This is a genomic window from Myxococcus sp. AB025B (assembly GCF_006518215.1).
GTDB classification, from domain to species: Bacteria; Myxococcota; Myxococcia; order Myxococcales; family Myxococcaceae; genus Myxococcus; species Myxococcus fulvus.
Map to the genome: position 1 here is coordinate 26,094 of NZ_SRLW01000053.1, position 15,041 is coordinate 41,134.

16 protein-coding genes are annotated in these 15,041 nt (G+C 70.1%); 9 read left to right on the forward strand and 7 right to left on the reverse strand.

What is annotated here, in order from left to right:
• Window positions 1-31 precede the first annotated feature (31 nt).
• From FL311_RS11505 to FL311_RS11520, 4 genes are all read right to left on the reverse strand, one after another.
• Window positions 32-1,885 carry an FTR1 family protein gene (locus FL311_RS11505; RefSeq protein WP_141325084.1) on the reverse strand — a complete coding sequence of 618 codons (1,854 nt, stop codon included), beginning with the start codon at window positions 1,883-1,885 and terminating at the stop codon, window positions 32-34.
• 63 nt (window positions 1,886-1,948) lie between these two features.
• Window positions 1,949-2,356: a hypothetical protein gene (locus tag FL311_RS11510; RefSeq protein WP_141325085.1), complete on the reverse strand. Its 408-nt coding sequence runs from the start codon at window positions 2,354-2,356 to the stop codon at window positions 1,949-1,951.
• 80 nt (window positions 2,357-2,436) lie between these two features.
• Window positions 2,437-2,916, reverse strand: coding sequence for a dihydrofolate reductase (locus FL311_RS11515; RefSeq protein ID WP_141325086.1), 480 nt, complete (start codon window positions 2,914-2,916; stop codon window positions 2,437-2,439).
• A complete protein-coding gene (locus tag FL311_RS11520; protein ID WP_141325087.1) occupies window positions 2,913-3,707 on the reverse strand; it encodes a thymidylate synthase in 795 nt (264 codons plus the stop codon). Before FL311_RS11520 ends, FL311_RS11515 begins: the two co-directional genes overlap by 4 nt.
• A gap of 140 nt (window positions 3,708-3,847) precedes the next feature.
• On the opposite strand from FL311_RS11520, the gene FL311_RS11525 reads away from it, so the two are divergent.
• The 5 genes from FL311_RS11525 to FL311_RS11545 all read left to right on the forward strand — a co-directional run bounded on the left by FL311_RS11525 (window position 3,848) and on the right by FL311_RS11545 (window position 7,139).
• The gene (locus FL311_RS11525) at window positions 3,848-4,411 is read left to right on the forward strand and encodes a cob(I)yrinic acid a,c-diamide adenosyltransferase (RefSeq protein ID WP_141325088.1); all 564 of its coding nucleotides are present in this window, start codon (window positions 3,848-3,850) and stop codon (window positions 4,409-4,411) included.
• Window positions 4,412-4,429: 18 nt separating this feature from the next.
• Entirely contained in the window at window positions 4,430-5,443 is a 1,014-nt protein-coding gene (queG, locus tag FL311_RS11530; protein WP_141325089.1) for a tRNA epoxyqueuosine(34) reductase QueG, read from the forward strand.
• Window positions 5,416-6,372, forward strand: coding sequence for a DMT family transporter (locus FL311_RS11535; RefSeq protein WP_141325090.1), 957 nt, complete (start codon window positions 5,416-5,418; stop codon window positions 6,370-6,372). The genes queG and FL311_RS11535 overlap by 28 nt, the downstream gene beginning before the upstream one ends.
• A 121-nt stretch (window positions 6,373-6,493) precedes the next feature.
• Complete coding sequence (locus tag FL311_RS11540; protein ID WP_141325091.1) at window positions 6,494-6,934, forward strand: hypothetical protein; 441 nt, start codon at window positions 6,494-6,496, stop codon at window positions 6,932-6,934.
• A gap of 7 nt (window positions 6,935-6,941) precedes the next feature.
• Complete coding sequence (locus FL311_RS11545) at window positions 6,942-7,139, forward strand: helix-turn-helix transcriptional regulator (RefSeq protein ID WP_255653279.1); 198 nt, start codon at window positions 6,942-6,944, stop codon at window positions 7,137-7,139.
• A gap of 58 nt (window positions 7,140-7,197) precedes the next feature.
• Here the strand turns inward: FL311_RS11545 and FL311_RS11550 are convergent, their stop codons facing one another.
• Window positions 7,198-8,700: an endo alpha-1,4 polygalactosaminidase gene (locus tag FL311_RS11550; protein WP_141325092.1), complete on the reverse strand. Its 1,503-nt coding sequence runs from the start codon at window positions 8,698-8,700 to the stop codon at window positions 7,198-7,200.
• Between the two features lie 163 nt (window positions 8,701-8,863).
• Complete coding sequence (locus tag FL311_RS11555) at window positions 8,864-9,676, reverse strand: hypothetical protein (protein ID WP_141325093.1); 813 nt, start codon at window positions 9,674-9,676, stop codon at window positions 8,864-8,866.
• Between the two features lie 93 nt (window positions 9,677-9,769).
• Between FL311_RS11555 and FL311_RS11560 the strand changes: the two genes are divergently transcribed.
• Window positions 9,770-10,657: an MTAP family purine nucleoside phosphorylase gene (locus FL311_RS11560; protein WP_141325094.1), complete on the forward strand. Its 888-nt coding sequence runs from the start codon at window positions 9,770-9,772 to the stop codon at window positions 10,655-10,657.
• A 90-nt stretch (window positions 10,658-10,747) separates the two neighbouring features.
• Window positions 10,748-11,794: a YihY/virulence factor BrkB family protein gene (locus FL311_RS11565; protein ID WP_141325095.1), complete on the forward strand. Its 1,047-nt coding sequence runs from the start codon at window positions 10,748-10,750 to the stop codon at window positions 11,792-11,794.
• Window positions 11,795-11,806: 12 nt separating this feature from the next.
• On the opposite strand, the gene FL311_RS11570 is transcribed toward FL311_RS11565, so the two are convergent.
• Window positions 11,807-12,631, reverse strand: a complete 825-nt coding sequence (locus tag FL311_RS11570) for a M48 family metallopeptidase (RefSeq protein ID WP_141325096.1) — start codon at window positions 12,629-12,631, stop codon at window positions 11,807-11,809.
• Between the two features lie 249 nt (window positions 12,632-12,880).
• On the opposite strand from FL311_RS11570, the gene FL311_RS11575 reads away from it, so the two are divergent.
• Both FL311_RS11575 and mutM read left to right on the forward strand, forming a co-directional pair.
• Window positions 12,881-13,888 (forward strand): Ku protein, encoded by a 1,008-nt coding sequence (locus FL311_RS11575; protein ID WP_141325097.1) that lies wholly within the window; start codon window positions 12,881-12,883, stop codon window positions 13,886-13,888.
• Between the two features lie 69 nt (window positions 13,889-13,957).
• On the forward strand, window positions 13,958-14,779 hold the full coding sequence (mutM, locus tag FL311_RS11580) for a bifunctional DNA-formamidopyrimidine glycosylase/DNA-(apurinic or apyrimidinic site) lyase (protein WP_141325098.1): 822 nt from the start codon (window positions 13,958-13,960) through the stop codon (window positions 14,777-14,779).
• Window positions 14,780-15,041: the final 262 nt, after the last annotated feature.

Genomic DNA, 15,041 nt, shown 5'->3' on the forward strand with positions numbered 1-15,041 from the left:
ACGCTACCGCAAGGCTGGGGTACTCGTCGCGTCAACTGGCGGACACCTCGGTGACGCGCTCGGGGCGGGCCCGCCGACGCAGCAGCACCAGGGCCAGCGGCGCGGCGGCCAGGAGCACCTGGGGCACCAGCGAGAGCAGGTCCGGATAGATGCCCAACAAATCGACGGTGACGAAGCTCACCGGATAGAGCGGCAGCGCGCCCACCTCCTGCAGCGAGTGCAGGCCCTTGCCCAGCAGCATCACCGCGGTGACGACGAGCACCACCGTGGAGAGGTTGAAGAGCGTCTTCATGGGCAGCCGGAAGCCGAGCCGGTTGATGAAGAGCACCAGGATGACCAGCGCCACCGAGCCCACCAGCGCGCCCCACGCCACGCCCGCGGGCGAGTCCAGCGCCAGGCCCTGGAGGAAGATGGCGGTCTCGAAGCTCTCGCGCAGCACGGCCGTGAAGGCGATGAGGAACAGGCCGAACAGGCTGCCTCGCCCCAGCGCGCCCTTCATCTTCTCGCGCAGCTCCCCCATGAACTGGCTCATGTTGGAGCGCGCGTTGAGCCACAGCGCCGCGTACAGCAGCATGCCCACGGCCACGAGCGCGGCCACGCCCTCCATCCACTCGCGCTCGGCGCCGGCCAGCAGGTGGCGGCCCAGCACATAGGCGACGGCGCCCACCACCAGCGCGGACATCCAGCCGGCGTGCACCACGCGCACGTGCTCGGTGGCCTTCATCTTCTTCAGGGCCGCCAGCAGCGCGGCGACGATGATGGCCGCCTCGAAGCCCTCGCGCAGCAGGATGAACACGGTGAGCCACAGCGTGGACACCAGGTCCGCCGCGCTGCCGCTGTCCCGGCGCGCCTGGTCGAGCAGCGCAATCAGCTCGCGCCCCTCGTCCTGCAACCTGGGGCTGCTGGTCTCCGCCGCCAGTCGCGCCTTGAGGAAGCCCTGCTCCAGCTTGAGCACCAGCGCGGAGTCGCGCGAGGTCAGCTTGGGCTCCACCGGCTCCAGCCCGTTCAGGTACGCATCCAGGAGCGCGGCCTTCGCGGCGGACGGGTTGCCCGCGGCGCCCTGGCGCATGGCCTCCTGCACGCCGTCGCGCGCCGCCATCAGCGAGCGCTCCTCGTCCACCTGGGGCAGCTTCCGACGCAGGCACGCGAGCTTGTCGGCGCCGAAGTCCTTCACCAGCTCGTCGTCGGTGGCGTTCGCCAGCCGCTCCAGCGACGCGCGCGGAGGCGTCCCCTCGCACGGGGGCAGGCGCAGGGTGAAGGCGAAGAACGCGAGCGACCAGCGCTCGTCCTCGGTCAGCGTGGGGAAGGCGGGCATGGCGGTGCCCGGCACGCCGAAGCTGGTGGTGTTGAACGCCTTGTAGGGCGTGAGGCCGCCCATCAGCTCCGCGTCCTGGAAGTTGGCGGGCGCGGGCTCCATCGTCGCGGCGATGGGCAGGTTGGCGCTGCCGTCCGCGGCGTGGCAGGCCGCGCAGTTCGTCTGGAAGAGCTCGGCGCCGCGCTGGAGGTCCGGCGGGTGACGGGGGCTGCGCGCGAGCCCACCGACGAGCACCAGGTCCTGCACCAGCGCGCCGCAGTCGCGGCTGACGCCCTCGGGGTCCTGCGACTGGTCCACGCGCGCCTGGATGGCCTTCACGCGGGGGACGAAGACCGAGGCCTGCGCGCCCAGCTCCTGCGCCGCGGACACCGCCTCCGCCGCGAAGCTCTTCTGCTCCTCCAGCTCGAACGCGGACTGGGACTCGATGGCGGCCGGGTAGTCCGCCTCCAGGTACTGGAGGATTCCCACCAGCCGATGCCAGGTCCGCTCCTCCGCGCCGCTCTCGGCGGCGAAGGCCGACCCAGGCACCATGAAGAGCAGGACGAGGACGACGCGGACCACATGATTCATGCGTCCCGTCTACCAGCGGGGCCCGGTCGTTTCAATTCTGCGACTCAATCTCAAGATGGGGCTTCAGGCGGGAGTCGGAAGGCCCGGAATGGGGGCGGGGTTGCCCAGGGCTGTCCACCGTTCGACCTCCAGCGAGTGGATGCGGAGCCGGGCGATGCGCCAGTCGCCGCCGCGCAGGTGGCCGAGGGCGAGCGAGGCCACGGTGAGCGCGCCGATGGAGACGGCGCCGATGGCGAGCGCGCCCAGGCCGGTGGCGCCGATGGCGGTGGCTCCGACGGCAAGCGCGCGCAGGGCGCGTGGGCGGAAGCGACGCTGACGCTGCTGGGCCTCGAGCTGCCGTGAGAGGCGAGCGAGCGTGGTGGTGTTGGCGAGGGTGAGCGTGGCGCCGAGCAGGGAGGCGGCGCGCCAGGGCAGGCGGGGCGCGGGGAGCCAGGGGCTCGGCGTGAGTCCGGGGATGAGAGGGAGGCGCATGCCGTTCCAGGTGCGCACGGCGCGGGGGCGAGACAAAGCCGACGTGGAACGCCGCGCTGCTCGACGAGGGAGCAGCGGCGTCAGCGCTCGTAGGTGAGGCACGCGTACGGAGGCTCGGACTCCGGATGCGGCTCCTCTTCGATGAGCCGCCAGCCGGACAGGTCCACCTCGGGGAAGAATGTGTCACCCGGGTAGTCGCGCGCGATTCGCGTGAGGTAGAGCCGCTGGATGCGGTCCATCGTCTGTGCGTACAGGTCCGCGCCTCCCGCGATGAAGACCTCGTCGTCGCCTCGGGCCTCGGCAATTTGGAGCGCCTCCTCCACTGAGTGCGCCACCGTGACTCCCGGCGGCGCGAAGTCCTTCCGCCGCGTGACGACGATGAACGTACGCCCCGGCAGCGGACGGCCGATGGAGTCGTAGGTCTTGCGGCCCATCACGAGCGTGTGGCCCATGGTGAGCCGCTTGAAGCGCGCCAGGTCCGCGGGCAGTCGCCACGGGAGTTGATTGTCCGCGCCGATGACCCGGTTCGACGCCAGCGCGACGATGGCCGACAGCTTCATACGGCGACGGGCGCCTTGATGGCGGGGTGGGGCTCGTAGCCTTCGAGCGTGAAGTCCTCGTACCGGAACGCGAAGAGGTCCTTTACCTCGGGGTTGAGCTTCAGGCGCGGCAGCGCACGCGGCGCGCGCGAGAGCTGCTCGCGGGCCTGCTCCACGTGGTTGAGGTACAGGTGCGCGTCGCCAATCGTGTGGATGAACTCGTGCGCGACCAGTTCCGTCGCCTGCGCCACCATCATCGTCAGCGCCGAGTACGAGGCGATGTTGAAGGGCAGCCCGAGAAACAGGTCCGCGCTGCGCTGGTACAACTGGCAGGACAGCTTCCCGTCGGCCACGTAGAACTGGAAGAGCACGTGGCACGGCGGCAGCTTCATGCCCGGCAGGTCCGCCACGTTCCACGCGCTGACGATGTGTCGGCGCGAGTCCGGGTTCTTCTTCAGCCCGTCGACCAGCGCCTTCATCTGGTCGATGTGGCCCCCGTCCGGCGCGCTCCACGAGCGCCACTGGTGTCCATACACGGGGCCGAGCTTCCCCTCCGCGTCGGCCCACTCATCCCAGATGGTGACACCCTGCGCCTGCAGCGTGCGCACGTTGGTGTCACCCGCGAGAATCCACAGCAGCTCGTGAAGGATGGACTTCACGTGCAGCTTCTTCGTGGTGACGAGCGGAAACCCCTGCGTCAAATCGAACCGCAGCTGGGGGCCGAAGACACTCAGCGTGCCCGTGCCGGTGCGGTCGCCCTTCTTCGTCCCGTGCTTCAGCACGTGGTCCAGCAGGTTCAGGTAGGGCTGCATGGGGCCCAGCCGTCTAGGCGTCGTTGCCCCCTGTGGCAAGCACGAAGAAACGCAGTGCCCGCAACCCTGCAATCTCACTTGGGTCCACACACGTCCTTCGGATTGGACGCGCGGCGCGTCCCGCCGGTAGAAGCCGGGACATGAAAATCTACACGAAGCGCGGAGACGCCGGAGATACCGGTCTATTCGGGGGCGGCCGAGTCCCGAAGGATGACGTGCGCGTGGATGCCTACGGCGAGGTGGACGAGCTGAACGCGACGCTGGGCCTGGTGCGCGGCTTCTCCCCGCCGCCGGAGCTGGACGCGATGCTCCACCGGCTGCAGGACCAGCTCTTCACCGTGGGCGCGGTGATGGCGACGCCCATGGACGCGAAGGCCGCCTCGCACCTGCCTCCGCTGAAGGAGAGCTGGGTGACGGACATGGAGAACGCCATGGACCGCTTCGACAGCGAGCTGCCGAAGATGACGCACTTCATCCTGCCCGGAGGCACGCAGGCCGCGGCCGCGCTGCACCTGGCTCGCACGGTGTGCCGTCGCGCCGAGCGCCGCGCCGTCCCGCTGCTGCGCGAGGGGACGATTCCCAAGGACGTGGTCATCTTCCTCAACCGGCTCTCCGACCTGCTCTTCGTCATGGCGCGCGTGGCGAACCACCGCGCGAATGTGCAGGACGTGAAGTGGATTCCGGAGAAGCCGTCCGAGCCCTAGTCTCTTCAAGGCGTCTTCTTGCTCCCCACCGCTCCGCTTCGTGACCTCGCCCGCTCGGTGGGCTTCGACCTGGTGGGCTTCGCCCGCGCGGAGCCCATCGAGCCGCGCTTCCTCCTGAACTGGCTGGAGGCGGGCTACGCGGCGGACATGGACTGGATGGGCGAGCGGGCGGAGGAACGCCTGGACGTCGGCCGTCTCCTGCCGGGCGCGAAGACGGTCATCTCGTTCGTCAACAACTACTACCGCGACGAGGAGCCCTCGAAGGGCTCGCCCATCGCCCGGTACGCGCGGGGGCGCGACTACCACTCCACGCTGCGCGACCGGATGAAGGCGTTCCGCAAGGCCATCATCCAGAGGGCCCCGGGGCTGGGCACGTACGGGAGCGTGGACAGCGGCCCGCTGATGGAGAAGGTGTGGGCCGCGCGCGCGGGCCTGGGCTACGTGGGCAAGAACGGATGCTTCATCACCGAGCCCTTCGGCTCGTGGGTGCTGCTGGCCACGCTCGTCATCGACGCGGAGGTGGACGAGTACGCGGACGGCCCCACGGCGGACCGGTGCGGCGCGTGTCGTCGGTGTCTCGTGTCGTGTCCCACGGGCGCGCTGGTGGGCAACAGCCAGGTGAATGCGGGAGCGTGTCTGTCCTACCAGACCATCGAGAACCGCGAGCGCGAGGTGCCCGAGCCATTTCGTTTCAAGTTCAACAACCTCATCTTCGGGTGCGACATCTGTCAGCAGGTGTGTCCGTTGAACCGCAAGCCCGTGTTCGCGGAGCACCCACGCTTCGCGCCTCGCGCGGTGGCGGAGCTGGGCACGCTGGAGCTGGCGGGGCTGACGACGGAGCAGTACGAGCAGCTCATCCCGGGGACGGCGCTGGCGCGCGCACGCTACGACGTGCTGCGCCGCAACGCCGTGTACGCGCTGGGGGTGGCCAGGCAGGCGGACGCGCGGCACCTGCTCGAAAAGCTCAGCGACGATTCGAGCGAATTGGTACGTAGCGCGGCGCAATGGGCACTGCGCCAGCTGGTCCCCTGAACTCCTCCACGCCTTCGCTGCGCGGCGTCTATGCCGCGCTCCTCATCCAGGTGCTCATCAGCGCGGGGACGTACCTCGCCGCGAAGCGCGCCATGGCGGAGCTGCCGCCGCTCACGGTGGTGTTCTGGCGCTTCATGCTCAGCGGGCTCGTGTTCGTCGCGCTGCTGGCGCTGGTGCCCGGGCCCAAGCTTCCTCCGCGAAACGCTTGGGGCCGCATCCTGTTCCTCGGGCTGATGGCGGGCCCGGTGAACCAGCTGTTCTTCTTCACGGGGCTGTCGCGCTCCACAGCCGCGCACGGCGCGCTCCTGTATTCGCTCATGCCGCTGGGCGTGTACGTGCTCAGCCTCGCGCGAGGACAGGAGCGTGCCTCGACGCGGACGCTCGCGGGCATCGCCGTGGCCTTCGTGGGCGTGGTGGTGCTGCTGCTCGGCCGAGGGCTCGCGGAGGCGCGCGGCTCGCTCACGGGCGACCTGCTCATCCTCTGCGCGGTGATGGCGTGGGTGGTCTACACGACGGAGGGCAAGCCCTTCGTCGCCATCCATGGGCCGCTGCGCGCCACCGCGTGGTGCATGACGATGGCCACGGTGATGATGCTGCCGTTCGCGCCGTTCGTCGCGAACCCGCAGGCGCTCGTGGCCACGAGCACGCTCGCGAAGGGCTGCATCGTGTACCTGGGCCTGCTGACGTCGGTGGTCGCGTACGTGCTCTGGTACTACGCGCTGTCGAAGGTGTCGGCGTCGAAGGTGGCCATCTTCTCCAACCTCCAGCCCGCCGCCACGGCGCTGGCCGCGTGGGCGCTGCTGGATGAGGCCCTGCACTGGGAGATCGCCGTGGGCGGCGTGCTGGTGCTCGCGGGCGTGCGGCTCACGCAGACCGTGGTGACGAAGCCGCCGGTCCTCGCTCCCACGGCGGACCGTCCCGCGACCTGAGGACCTTTTTCTTTCGTGCCTCGCTTTCGCGGTGCCGACGGGGCCTTTGGAGGAATGTTAAGCATTCTTGACATGGAGTCGGGCATGCTTAACATTGTGCGGTACGTGAAGGGAGCGGTTCATGGAGACGCAGATGTCGTCCCGGGAGCGGTTCGCGTGGGTGTTCCTGGTGTTGCTCGTCGTCAGCTACGGGACGTACTTCACCGCGGTCGCGGTGCTGGACGCGCGGGGTGAGCTCACGTTCTGGTCGCAGATCATCATGCTGACCGCGTCGGCGGTGTTCCAGGGCGTGGTGCTCGGTGTCTCGGCGATTGTCGGCCGGATGCGTCGGGCACCGGGCGAGAGGACCGAGCCCGACGAGCGCGACCGGGCCATCGCGCATCGCTCCGCGTCCGTCGCGTACTACGTGCTGATGGGCGGGATGATTCTCGTCGGCTGCATCATGCCGTTCGGCGCCAGTGGCTGGAAGGTGGCGAACGCGGCGATTCTCGCCATCGTCATCGCGGAGCTGGTGCACACGGGCCTGACTGTGTCGGGCTACCGCAGGGGCTTGCGTGCCTGAGCCTCGGCTGACCAACGAAATCCGCACGCTGCGCTTCCTCGCGGGCGAGATGACGCAGGCCGCGCTGGGCGAGAAGGTGGGCCTCACGCGTCAGACGATTGCCGCGATTGAAGCGGGCAAGTACTCGCCCAGCCTGGAGACGGCGTTCCGCATCGCGGAGGTCTTCGGCAAGCCGCTCGAGGCGGTGTTCCGCTGGGAGCGCTGAAGCAGGGCACCGCGCCTCGTGGGCACTTCCCGAGGCGCGGTGTTCCCACTGGGGCGGGCTACTGCGGGTCCCAGCCTGCGTTCACCGTCACGCGGTCCAGCGCGCGCACGGTGACGTAGGGCACGAAGCCCGCGGCGCGCGAGCGGGTGTATGCATCCGCGATGTGGGCGGACTGCGTGGCGTAGTCGGTGGACAGCACCAGCTTGCCCGCGGCGCGCACGCGAGCGGCGTTGGTGCGGTTCTCCTCGCACCAGCCCTCGTCGCAGGCCACGTCGTCGGACCAGTACATGTCCTCCATGCCCAGCCCGTCGATGGCGGGCAGGTAGGCCGGGTCATCGACGAGCTCCGGTGAGTTCTGCGGCACCACCTTGAAGTCCGGGTTGCGCGCCTTCGCGTACGTGTTGATGCGCGCGATGAGGGCCACCATCTTCCGCGCGAGGTCGGCGCGGTTGGTGCCGGCGGAGTTGGCGGGAATCTCCTCGTACGTGACGACCATGTCGAGGTAGCAGCCGTTGAAGCCCGCGGCGAGCGCGCGGTCGATGCGGCCCTGGACGATGGGCCACCAGCGCTCGTCCCAGTACTTCACGTACTGCTCGTCGGGCCAGCCGGACACGGGACCGAGCTTCAGGTCCGCGGGCACCTGGCTCCACTCGGGGCGGTACTCCTCGATGGCGCCAATCTCGAAGTAGGCGAGCACCTGCTTGCCCCGGGCCTTGAGCGCCGAAATCTCCGCCGCGGTGAAGTAGCCGCTGGAGCCGTCGCGCACGAGCTCGATGATGGCCAGGTCGAACTTCGACGCGGCAATCGCGTCGAGCTTGCCCTGCGGATAGTTGGTGAGCTGGTACGTGAAGCTCTTCACGTTCGACCAGGGCACCTGCGTGCCCGCGTCCGTCGGAGTGCCCGCGTCGGTGGGCGTGCCGGCGTCGGTGGGAGTGCCCGCGTCCGTCGGAGTCCCCGCGTCGGTGGGCGTGCCCGCGTCGCTCGCCGCCACCTGCACGCGCACGACGAGCAGGTCCAGCAGCGACGCATCCGCGGTGGAGTCCGTGCGGTAGCGCAGCTTCACCGGACCGCCGGACAGGAAGCGCGCGGGTGTGGGCAGGGCCAGCGACGTGGCCGTCCAGCGCCATGACTGCGCGAAGGCATTGTCACCCACCAGGGCCCAGCTGTTCGTCGAGTAGTCCCACGCCTCGATGAGCCACCGCATCTGCGCCTTCGCGGGGCCCCGGTAGTTCACGCCGACCTCGGCCGCGACGACGCTGTCCGCGCTCACGCCCGTGGGCAGCGGATAGGTGCACGTGGCGGAGCTGTTCGGCGCGAACTCGACGTACTCGGCCCAGCGGTCCTGCGTTCCGGACAACGTCTGGGTGTTGAGCCCCTGGACGCTCTGGCCCGAGGGGAGGGCGCCGCGCTCGAACTGGAGCGTGGCGCAGGGCAGGGTCCGCGCGTCGGGCAGGATGGCGTCCTGTCCCGTGTCGAAATCATCGTGCGTGGCCTTGTCGCCACACGCGGCCAGCAGGGCCATCCAGGTCCAAGCCAACAACCACTTCATCGCGACTCGCATGCAACGGCTCCTCAGGGGTGTGGAGTAGCGAGCCGGCCTTAACGCCGCGCGACGTGTGCGAGCAACGTGAAGTCTGTGCGCACGTCGTCGATGCGCACGGACTCCCCTTCATCGCTGGAACATTCGTCCGAGCCTGGACGTGGACACGAACCCGAGGTCTGAATCAGTCCCCGTTCGGGTCCCACTCGGAGATGTCGTACTTGGGCTCCGGCGGTGGCTTGGGGCGCGGAGGCGCCGCGGGCGCGGGAGGCGGTGCCTTCTTCGCGGTGGGCGCGGGCGCGTCGTCGAGCGGTGGGTCCTTCTTCTCCTCGGTCCGGGCGGGCTCCGAGCGCGGCGACGGCTTGTTCGCGGCGGTGGGCGTGGGCGCGGGCGGCGTGTCCAGCGGCTCCAGGTCATCGGGGATGTTCGCCGAGGGCTCCGGCGCGGGCTTCGGCCCGGAGTCCGACGCGCGATAGACCCCCTGCCGCGACACGGGCGGCGGAGGCGGCGACGTGTCGAGCGGCGCGGGCGTCGCCTCCTTGGGCGGGCTCGTGTCCTCGGCGGGAATCTCGTCGGGCGAGCGGTACGCGCCTCGCGGCCCGGGCGGACGCTCCGGACGCGCGTCGCCGAACGGGTCCTCCTCGCGGTTGGTGGTGCGCCGCGGCTCCGAGCTGGAGTTGGCGTCACCGAACGGGTCCTCGTCGCGGTTCACCGGCTTGCCCGGACGGCGCGACGGGCGACGCGGCTCGTCCGCCACCACGCCCGACGGCAGCCCTCGAATCGCCGAGTGCCGGTCGCTGCACTCCTCCCGGTTCTCCGTGCAGATGGAGAGGCACTGGGTGAGCTTCTTGAGCGTGCGGCCGCTGCCGCCGTACTCGATGGAGCAGTCCTCCTTGCAGGTGGCGTAGTCCTCCTGACAGCCGGAGGGGACGGTGCCGCGCTGGGCGCTGACGGGGCTGGCGGCGAGCACCAGGAGCAGGACGGGAAGGGAACGCATGGCAATTGCGAAAACTACCAGTCTTCGTGCCTCCCGGCGCCAGGGGGGCGCGGTATGGTCCGGGGAGCGCGGCCGGAGCGCCCAAGGAGGAACATGGCTGTCAGGGTGGGCATCATCGGGAGCCATGGTCTGGAACACCTCCTGGGGTTCAATGGTCGTCTGGAGACCCACACCCTCGAAACGCCCTTCGGTCCCCATGCGGGGCCGCTGTTCTCCGGGGAGTTGGACGGCGTCTCCGTCGTCTACGTTCCACGCCACGGCCAGGGCCACCTGTTCAACGCCACCCGCGCCCCCTACCGCGCCAACCTGTTCGCGCTGAAGCAGCTGGGCGTCACCCACGTGCTCTCCACCAGCACCGTGGGCAGCCTCCAGGAGCACCTGCCGCCGATGCAGCTCGTCGTGCCCGACCAGGTCATCGACCGGACCTACCGGCGCCCCTGCACCTTCTACGACGACGTGGCCGTGCACGTGGAATTGGGCCAGCCCTTCTGCGCGACGCTGCGCCAGGCGTTGTCCAACGCCGCCCTCGCCACCCAGGCCGTGGTGGCCACCCAGGCCACCTATGTCTGCATCGAGGGACCTTCACTCAGCACGCGCGCGGAGAGCCTGCTGTACCGCACCTGGGGCGGGGACCTGGTGGGCATGACGGCCATGCCCGAGGCGCGGCTCGCCCGGGAGGCGGAGCTGCACTACGCCCTGGTGGCGCTGCCCACCGACTACGACTCCTGGCAGTCCCCTCCAGAGGGCCAGGAGCACGAGGCCCTCCTGGCGCGGCTGTCGCACAACGTGCAGGCCGTCACCTCCAAGGGCGCCGCCCTCATCCGCCGCGCGCTCTCACGCATCGCCGAGACGCCCGTCACCTGCCGGTGTGACTCCGCGCTGGCCATGGCGCTGTGGACCGAGCGCTCCCGCATCCCCGACGAGGTCCGCGCGCGGCTTCGTCCACTGTTGGGCAGATACCTCCCGCCGAACGTCGTCTAGCAGGGCGAGGGCTCGGCCGGCCGCCTGCTGCCGAAAGGCGTCACGCACCCCACCTTCCGTTACCCGAGAGTGGGGAGCGAGGAGGGAAGGATGCGGCTGCCACGGCTCAAGTACCTCACGTGGCGCGAGTTCGCGCGGCGCTTCGTGAAGGAGTTCCAGGAAGACACCGTCACGGACATCGCGGCGCAGCTCTCCTACTACCTGCTGTTCTCGCTGTTCCCCTTCCTGTTCTTCCTCGTCACGCTGGTGGCGTACCTGCCGTTCGCGCCCGGCGCGGTGGACGCGATGCTGGCGCGCATCCAGCCGCTGGTGCCTGGCGACGCGCTCAGCCTGGTGACGCAGCACCTGACGTCGCTGGTGGACCAGCCCCGGCCCAGGCTGCTCACGGTGGGCCTCGTGCTCGCCCTCTGGTCGGCGTCACGCGGCGCGGACGCGCTGCGCAAGGCGCTCAACCTGGCCTACGACGTGCCCGAGTCCAGGCCCGTGTGGAAGACGCAGGGCCTGGCGGTGGTGGTCACGCTGGTGGGCACGCTGCTGATTCCCCTGTCCTTCGCCGTGTTCCTGCTGGGCGGGCGGCTGGGGGCGTGGCTCGCGACGCGGCTGCAGGTGGAGGAGGCGTTCCACCTGGTCTGGTCCTGGGCGCGCTGGCCCTTCACCGCGGGCCTGGTGATGCTGGTGGTGTCCATCTGCTACTACCTGCTGCCGGACGTGAAGCAGCGCTTCAAGTACATCACCCCCGGCTCCACCCTGGGCACGCTGGCGTGGATGGGGAGCACGTGGGGGTTCACGCAGTACGTGGAGCACTTCGGCAAGTACAACGTCACCTACGGCTCCATCGGTGGCGTGGTGGTGCTGCTGCTGTGGCTCTACATCTCCGGGCTGGTGTTCATCCTGGGCGGGGAGATCAACGCCATCCTCGAGCACGCCTCCGCGGAGGGGAAGGAGAAGGGCGCGCGCGACTTCGACGAGCCCGCGCCCGCCGAGCCGCCCATCAAGACGCCGGGGGCCGCCAAGAGCGCCGCCAGCGCGAAGCGCTCGAAGATGGCCTTCTGGCGCTGGCGTCGGCGCGTGGCCCGGGGGAAGTCCCCCGAGCCCTCCGCGGCGGAGCAGCAGCCTCCGCCCTCCACGCTGCACTGACGACGCCCGGGGCTAGCGCGCGCCCAGCTTCTGCTTGATGGCGGGCAGCTGGCCCGGGCTGTTGTTGGTTCCGCGCAGGTTCTTCTCCTTGATGTACTTCTCCAGGTCGCTGATGCGCTGCCGGTTGGTGGGGTGGGTGCTCAGCCACTTCATGACGCCCGGCGTGTCACCGCCCTGCGCCTGGAGCTTCTGGAAGAAGGTGATGAGGCCCTTGGGGTCGAAGCCGGCGCCGGAGGAGTAGCGCGCGCCGAACTCGTCCGCCTCCAGCTCCTCGCTGCGGCTGTGCGCGAGCATCGCGCCACCGCCCACCAGCTGCGCGGCCACCTGCGCGGCGGCGCCGGGGTTCTGCCCCAGGGCGAGCTGGGTGACGGTCTGGATGCCCATCTGGTTGACCATGGCTCGCGCCGAGTGGCGGCCGACGACGTGGCCGGCCTCATGGGCCATGACGCCCGCCAGCTCCGCCTCCGTGTCCGAGGCGAGGATGAGGCCCGTGTAGACGTAGAGGTAGCCGCCGGGCGTGGCGAAGGCGTTGACCATCTTCGGGTCGTCGATGACGTTGATCTTCCACTTCACCCCAGGCCGGTCCTTGGTGGCCTGCTTGAGGATGGGCGCGGACAGGCCCCGCACGTACTCGACGATGGTTGGGTCCTCGACGTATTTGATCTTCTCCTTCTGCTCGAGCTCCTTCTTCACCTGCTGACCGATCTCCTCCTCCTGCTCATCCGAGATGAAGGTCTTCGCGAGAGCCTTCTCCGCCTGGACGCGCTGCGTGGTGCAGCCCGCCGTCACGCCCATGACGAGGGCGAGGCTCCATACCGCCGAGAGAATCCGCTGCATGACCGAATGCGCCTTTCTTGACCGGTTGATGCGTTGAGAGAGCGACTGACTGCCCGGACTCTTGGGCAGCGTCCGCCTCCACGGCAAGCCCCTCGTGACGCTTCCGACCGACAGCGGACCCGCGTCGCTCGGGCGTCGCGCGGCTCGCGTGCCCTCCGGTGGTGCGTGCGAGCCTTGCGGCGGTGCCGGGGGCCATCGACGTTTGAAGCGTGCGGTGTCGGTCGTGGGTGACACCGCGAGGAGGTCGTCATGGCTCGTCCGGTCTGGGTGGGCTCGCTGAGCTTCGGGCTGGTGACGCTCCCGGTACGGCTGCACGGCGCCGTCTCTTCCCGGCAGGCCCGCTTCCACCTGATTCACGACGCGGACGGCGCCCGCATCCAGAACAAGCGGGTGTGCTCCGCCGATGGCGAGGAGGTGCCGCTCGAGCACGTGGTGCGGGGGTACACGCTGGAGGACGGCCGGCAGGTCACCGTGACGAGCGGCGAGCTGGACGCGCTGGACCCGGTGTCGAGCCGGGTCATCGCACTGGAGGAGTTCGTGGACCCGGCGGAGGTGGACCCCCTGCTGCTGGACACGTCGTACCACCTGGTGCCGGCGCGCGGCGTGGAGCAGGCGTATGCGTTGATGACGGAGGCGCTGCGCGTGTCGGGACGCGTGGGCGTGGGGCGGGTGGTGCTGTATCAGAAGGGCCACCTGTGTCTGGTTCGGCCCCACGCGCGGGGGCTTGTGCTGTCCACCCTGCACGCCGTGGACGAGGTGGTCTCACAGGAGCAGCTCTCCGAGCTGGAGCTGACGGGCGCGAGCGTGGCACCGGCCGAGCTGGAGGCCGCGCTCAGGCTCATCGAGTCCCGCTCCACCACGTTCGATCCCCGGCGCCATCCGGATGAGCACCGCCAGCGGGTGATGGCCTTCCTGGAGCGAAGGGCGCGCGCGCAGGCGAAGTCGAAGCGTGTACCCCGGACGGCGCCGGAGGTGGGTGCTCCAGCAGGCGCCAAGGTACGAGGCTTGGAGGCGACGCCGGTGGAAGGCTCGCTGCGGCTGCGTCCACGGCTGGCGGCGCGGGAGGTTCGGGAGGACTCGGGAGGGCTCGGCTCGAAGCCGTTCCGGGTGGAGCCAGGGGAGGGTGGGGCGCTGGATGATCCACCAGTGGCCTCGACGCCCTGGCCCCACGAGTCGCCCGGGCCGGCGACGCCCTATGCGACACCGGAGGGCAGTGGTGGCCTGGGGGCGCCGGATCCGAAGAAGCCTCGCGGCTGAGCGCGTCCATCGGCCCTCCGCAATTAATGCGTGGGCCGGGCTTGGGGCCGGTGCTATGTGCCCGGGCGGATGCCCGAGTTACCCGAAGTGGAGATCGCCCGGCGCAATCTGGTGCGCTGGTTCACGGGCCGTCGACTCGTGCGCGCGGAGGCGGATGACACCCGCGTCTTCCGCGGCGCAGAGCGCGCGCGTTTCGCGCAGCTGCAGGGGCGGCTGGAGTCGCTCGTGCGCCGGGGCAAGTACCTGCTCTTCTCCTTCGAGGAAGGCCGGGGCCTGTTGGGCCACCTGGGCATGACGGGCAAGTTCGTGCGCCGCGCCCCCACCGACGTCGTCCCCTACAGCCGCGCCCGCTTCCACCTCGACGACGGCCAGGTGCTGCACTTCGCCGACGCGCGCATGTTCGGGCGCATGGAGCCGACCCCCGCCGCGGGCCTGCGCTCGCTCGACGTGGTGAAGGCCCTGGGGAGGGACCCGCTGGCGGACGGCCTCACCGCCGGCCAGCTGGAGCAGGCCGTGGCGTCCTCGAAGCAGGACCTGAAGGTGGCGCTGATGGACCAGGGGCGCATCGCCGGCCTGGGCAACATCCACGCCGCGGAGGCCCTGTTCCGAGCGGGCCTGCACCCCGCGCGCAAGCCCTCCACCCTCACTCCGGAGGACTGGAAGCGCCTGGTCCAGGCCATCCGGGAGAGCATCGACTTCGGCCTCGAGGAGCAGCAGGGCGAGGAGCCCGTGTACCTGGAGGAGGGTGGCTCGGAGAACCCGTTCCTGGTGTACGGCCGCGGTGAGGGCCCGTGCTCCAGGTGTGGCTCGCTGGTGGAGTCCTTCACCCAGGCGGGGCGCACCACCTACGCCTGTCCGAAGTGCCAACCCCGGGGGAGGGCAGGGAAATGACCCCGGGCGTCCTGTCGTCAACGGCGCGAACCGACGTCCCGGTTGGCGTTGACACCCCCCTGTCCCATGGCTTGAATCGCCCGCCTTTCCGACCCGGCCGCCCCGAGCGGCCCTGGAGATCGTTGCCCATGTCTCACGTCCTGCTGGCGGCGCTGCTCGTCGCTTCCTCCACGGCCACCGCCCAGGTGCCCGCCGGGGGCACGCCTCCGCCCGCGCCCGCGGAGGCGTGCCCCCGGCGGGCACCTGGGCGGTGGCCGTGGAG